At 35.6% G+C, this 6,473-nt stretch carries 2 protein-coding genes; both read left to right on the forward strand.

Annotated features, from left to right (window positions below; all coding sequences use genetic code 11):
• Positions 1–459 precede the first annotated feature (459 nt).
• A complete protein-coding gene (locus FD688_RS06105) occupies positions 460–3,681 on the forward strand; it encodes a mucin-binding protein (protein ID WP_138742236.1) in 3,222 nt (1,073 codons plus the stop codon).
• Positions 3,682–3,831: 150 nt separating this feature from the next.
• On the forward strand, positions 3,832–6,473 hold a 2,642-nt coding region (locus FD688_RS06110; RefSeq protein WP_138742237.1), incomplete at its 3' end, for a mucin-binding protein.

Below are 6,473 nucleotides of genomic sequence, written 5' to 3' on the forward strand. Positions count from 1 at the left end.
TTATTAAATAGGGATAATATCCAGTGGGATGCTCTTTTGGAGTGCTTGGGTATTTACGCACAATGTATCAAGAAGAAAACTTAAGTAAGAATTTTTACCCAATTGAATTTTTATCCAATATTTTTCAATTTAAAAATTGTCAACGTTGTTACATAATTGAACATAGAGTCTACCATAATTTTCACAAACTTATTACATAAAGTGCAGTGATAAACATATTTACATTGTTATATAATATCTTACTTTAAAGAAAATCATACATAATAAAAAATACCAATATCTAAATGACGACAATATTTTTATATTTTAGTGACAAATAGTTTAAAAGAACCAAAAAATAATTAAACATTTCAATAAATACTTAAACTTATCATAGTTAATTTAAACTTATAAACGCTGTTTTCACAATCCTTTTGCCATAGAATGTTCACTGAAACTTAGTTCAAAGGAGTGAAATTTATGAACAAAGAAGTTAAATCAAAAAAGATTTTGCATAAGGTTAAAAAGAATTGGGTTGTTATTGGAATGACCTCAGTTGCCTTATTAGGTGCAAGTTATGTTGCATCACAATCTTCAACTTTAGTTCCAACTGGAATTACTGCGCATGCTGATGAAACTGCCCCTCAAAGTACAGGTTCATCATCTGCAAGTACAACCAGTTCAGCTGCGGACAACAATAGCTCATCAGCTTCACAAAGCAATGCCTCAAACCAATCAAGTCAAGCAAGCAGTTCAACATCACAACAAAGTAATGAATCATCACAATCAAATAGTAGTGATAACCAAACTAGTAGTAACGATTCAAATAAATCAGGTGATTATACTGCCTCTCAAAGTGCAGTAACTGCAAGCATTACTAATTTAGGATCACAAACAACAGACGTTAAGAAAAATGCATCAATTAACTACAATATTGCATTAAATAATGACGATAATTTGGGTAGAGTAATTCCTAAGGGTACACAAATTAAGATTAATGTTAACCCTCAATCTCCACTTAATATGAGTGATGTTTTTGCTTACTCTGTTTATTCAAAATATTCCAGCCAAAATAACTTTGATGAAAGTGTTTCTGGAAACACGATTACTTTAACTACTAAGAAAGATTTTTATCCTGGAACAGTTAATATGAACCTTTCATTGGTTGTTAAGGGACCTCGTTATAACTGGAATGGTGATACCGAAGAACATGAAACCAATCCTGACCCTGTAAACGTAACATTATCATCTACATTGCAATTACCTGGTGGCAGTGAAAAAACTGTAAATATTGATGCAAATCAAATTTCTGTTTTGCCAAATACTAAGTCTGAAGATGAAAAGGTTACCTACAATAACACTGATACACCAGGATTCGTTCAACCTAACATTACAAAGAACTATCCTGATAATGTAAAGGATTATCCTAGAAGCAACTCAGACCGTAACTATGTTAATACTTCTAACGGTTATGCCAACTACGCCCCAGCATACTCTAATGCAGAAGGTAAGCCATACTTCGTAGCAGTGGCAGAATTTAACAAGGGTAACATTCCTGGTTTCTCTGGTTCACGTCTTTCATTTACTAATGGAAGTGACTTTGACCTAAATAGTCTAAGATTATATGCATCCACAGATAGTTATTCGTATAAAGATATTTCAAACGAACCAGGAGTATCATTTGGAGTTGACTCTAATGGTGCAGTATATGCAGATTTTTCAAAATCAGCATATACCAAGGATTTCGTTGATTTTGTAGCTTACAGACCATATTCAGACTTATCTTCTACTTACTTTGTAAGAGGTTATGGTAGCTTCTATAAAGAGGGTACTGAAGGAGAACAAAGTCTACCAATCGGTGATTTGAACTACAAAATTGTTCCTGTAAAGAATGATATCGGTAGCTCATGGGTAGTTGCTCCTAATAAGACTGTTTATACCCAACCAGATGGAACCTACGCATACAATACTAACAATTTAAAAGATGACGTTAATGTGTTCAAGACCGTTGATGGTGAACCTGCTGGATATGAAAAAGTGAATGATGCTGTTGTTAATATTAATAACGAAAGCAATATTAATGATGGTCAAACGATTAATGTTGATCAAAATTCTTCCAGAGTAATTCAATTATCATACACATCTGAAAATGCTCACACTGCCAATGCAACGTTAACTGTTGTAAACCCATATGTATCCGTTCCAAGTCAAAATGTCACTAGAAACGTTACTGTAAATTATGTAGACGTAAACACTAATAAGGTTCTACACACAGATAGTTCTTCAGTCCAATTTACAGCCACTGGTGTTCGTGATACTAGAGATAACTCTATTATTTGGGGAGCATGGACACCATCAAATGGTACAGGTCAATACGACTTTAAAGTTCCAAGCATTAATGGATATGTTCCTGAAGACAGTTCTGATGTTAAAGGATCATTGAATCCATTGGGTGAAGACGTTGTCAGAACCGTTTATATGGATCCAACTGAACAAGTTAGTGAAAATAAAACAATTACTGTACATTTGATCCCTACTGATAAAAGTCAACAAATTACTGAAACAAGTAGTACTGGTTCTTATACTGGTCCAAAACCTATGTACGACAAAGGAGTCTCAGAATCATATACATTCAATCGTACAAACATCAAGAACGCTAAGACAGGTGCTATTGTTCAATACGGTGCATACACACCTGCTACTAAAGTGTTCACAATTAAAGCGCCTGAGCTAGAAGACTACCATTTAGTAAATGCTAAAAATGCTGTCAGAAATAGAACAGTTGACCCAACAACAGATGGTAACGACGTTTACTTGCTTGTTCCATATGAACCAGATGCAACGACTACAGTTCAAAGAAATGTTGTTGATACGTTGGTTATTGACCATATCGATGACAGTACTAAGCAAAAAATTGCTCCTGATTATGAAAAGGATTATACATTCGTACAGACAGGAACTAAGAATGAAAGAACTGGGGCAATTAAGTGGAATGATAGTTACAGTCCTGATTCTTATTCCTACTCAGTGGAAAGTCCTAAGATAGACGGATACGAATTATCAGATCCAAACCAACAATATGTAACAGGAACTATCGATGGTGCTTATGATATTACTGGTACTACCGTTGGATACACGAAGGTTGCAACTCCAAGTTCAAGTGCTGCTCAAAGTAGTAGTGCAGAACCAAGTTCCAGCGCTGCTTCAAGTAGCAGTGCTGAATCAAGTTCAAGTGCCGCTCAAAGTAGTAGTGCAGAACCAAGTTCAAGTGCATCTCAAAGTAGCAGTGCAGAAAGCTCAGCACAAAGCAGTAGTGCAGAAAGCTCAGCACAAAGTAGTAGTGCAGAAAGCTCAGCACAAAGCAGTAGTGCAGAAAGCTCAGCACAAAGCAGTAGTGCGGAAAGTTCAGCACAAAGCAGCAGTGCAGAAAGTTCAGCACAAAGCAGCAGTTCTGTACCTCAAAGCTCTAGCGTGCCATCAAGTCATGGTAACAACGGTGGGAAGCCAGCTGCTTCTGATAAACATGAGAAGACAATTACTCCTCAACATGACAATAATTCAGCTAAATCAAATGCTAATAATGAACGTTTGCCACAAACTGGTGATCAAACACATGAAAACATTCTAGTAGCAATCGGTGCTGCTTTAATTGCAATGGCAGTTGGATTATTCATGGTAGCAATGAGAAGAAAACGTAAATAATAGCGTAAAATAAAAAGATCCGCTTATGCGGGTCTTTTTTTATTAAAAAAACATTAAAAATCTTTATAAAAACTTAAATAAAATCCTACTGATATTATTTCATTATTGTTTTAGACTGACAGTATAAATAATATAAAAGGGGGAGATTTTATGAGTAGAGAAGTAAAGGAGAAGAAGATTTTACATAAGGTAAAGAAAAACTGGGTTGTAATTGGTATGGCCACAGTTGCCTTGTTAGGAACAGGTTACGTTGTTTCTCAAGATAACAATATTACACCATCAGCTGTTGTTGCACATGCGGATGAATTATCAAGTAATTACGTAGTACCATCTAGCGAAGTTAGCGCAAGTATCAGTAACTTAGGTTCACAAACAAGTAACGTTAAAAAGAATGACACTATTAATTACGGCATTTCTTTGAGTAATAATGATAACTTAGGAAGAATAATACCTAAGGGTACTCAAATCAAGATTAAAGTTAATACACCATCACAGACTAGTTTTAGCGATATATTTAACTATTCAATTTATTCTAAATACAGTAACCAAAATGTTTTTGATTACAGTGTAACTGGTAACACCATCATACTAACTACCAATAGTGATGTTTACCCAGGAACGGTTAATACTAATCTATCACTAGTTGTTAAGGGTCCTAAGTACAACTGGGATGGTGATAGTACCGATCATGAAAACAATCCAAGTCCAGTAAACATTTCATTATCATCGACGGTTAATCTACCAAAGGAAACTGAACAACCAGTTAACACGGACGGAACTCAAATCTCAGTATTACCAAATACTAAGTCAGAAGACGAAGACACTAAAAACAGTGACGATATTGGAATTCCAGGATATCTAAGTCCAACTCTAGTAAAGACATATCCTGACGATGTTCCTGGATACAGTACTAATAACACTAAAGGTAATTATCTTGGTTCAAACCAAGGAAATGCTTATTATGCACCTGTGTACACCAACAAAGACGGTAAACCATACTTCGTAGTTACCGGTGAATTTAACCGTGGAAATATTCCTGGATATTATGGAACCAGAATTTCATTTAATGATGGTAAATACTACGATCTAAATAATCTAAAATTATACGCCTCTAAAGACGGTAATAATTTTAGAGATATTTCCAACGAACCGGGGGTATCATTTGGTATTGATTCCAATGGTGCTTTATATGCAGACTTCTCAAAATCAGCATATACCAGAGACTACGTTGATTTTGTAGCATATAGGCCATACACTGATTTAACTGCTTCATACTTTGTAATTGGATATGGTAGCTTTTACAGAGCAGATACTGGACAAGAAGGTTCTCAAATAATTGGTCAATACAGCTACAAGATTGTTCCATCTGAGAGTAATATTGATAAAGCATGGATTATTGCACCCGACACCACCGTATACACTAATGAAGATGGTAACTACCAATATAATTCAGGACAATTAACTAGCAGTGCTAGTGTGTACAGGGCAGTTAACGGAAAGAATGGTAGTTATGAAACTGTAGAAAATCCTCAAATAAAAGTTTCTAACGACGAAAAATTCAACGATAACCAAATTATCAACGTTGCTCAAGGGACATCTAAGGATATTAGCTTAACCTACAGTTCAGACGGTGCTGTTAACAATCTAGCTAAGTTACATGTCATCAATCCATATGTTTCAGTTCCTGACCAACAAGTTACTAGAAATGTAAAAGTTAACTACATTGATTCAGTTACTGGAAATGTTCTAAGAACAGATACTGGTTCATCTGTCTTTAAGGCAAGTGGCCTTAAAGACACAAGAAATAACGAAGTGACATGGGGTAACTGGTCAAACGTAAGTGGAGATGGTACTTATAACTTCACTGTTCCAACTATCGATGGATATGTACCAGAAGACAACAGTAACGTTACCGGTCAACTTTATCCACTAGGAAATGATGTAACTAGAACTGTTTACATGGATCCAACTGAACAAGTAACAAGCACTAACACAGTCAAAGCTATTGCTTTTTCAAAAGATAAAACTAAGCAGGTCACTATTCCAGGAACAAATGGGCAGAGTACTGAATCAGCTCCAATTGATGGATATCAACAAACTAAGTATGTTACATTTACCAGAACTGGTACTAAGAACAAAAAGACTGGTAATGTCATCACATGGGGTAACTTCACTCCAGATAGTCAAACTGTTTCATTTACAGCTCCAAATATTCCAGGTTACTACCTAATAAGTAAAGGTCAAAAAGATTATAAGATTCTTGCTCCAACAGAGGATAAACCAAGAGAAATTATTTTATCATTTGTGTACAAACCAATGTCAGATGTAACTAGAACCACTAAGGGTAATGTTTCAATTAACTACATCGATGAAGATACTAAGCAAGCAATTCATGATTCATACACTAAGGATTTTGAATTCACTCAAGCAGGTAAGAAAAATGACCAAAATGGTGAAGTAACTTGGGATGGAAATGGTTATACACCAGCCAGCCAATCTTACTCTGTAGCCAGTCCTCAAATTGATGGATACGAATTAGTAAATTCATCTCAATCTACTGTTTCTGGAACAATTAATGGTGGCGGTTCTGATGTAGTAGATACTGTTTCATATAAGAAGGTTGCCACATCAAGCTCAAGTGATACAAATCACTCTGCTGCTTCAAGTGGAGAATCCCAAGAAAGTAGTTCAGCCAGTTCATCAGCACAAAGCAGTAGTGCAGAAAGCTCAGCACAAAGCAGTAGTGCAGAAAGCTCAGCACAAAGTAGTAGTGCAGAAAGCTCAGCACAAAG

It is taken from the genome of Apilactobacillus kunkeei (assembly GCF_005930975.1).
GTDB lineage: Bacteria > Bacillota > Bacilli > Lactobacillales > Lactobacillaceae > Apilactobacillus > Apilactobacillus kunkeei_E.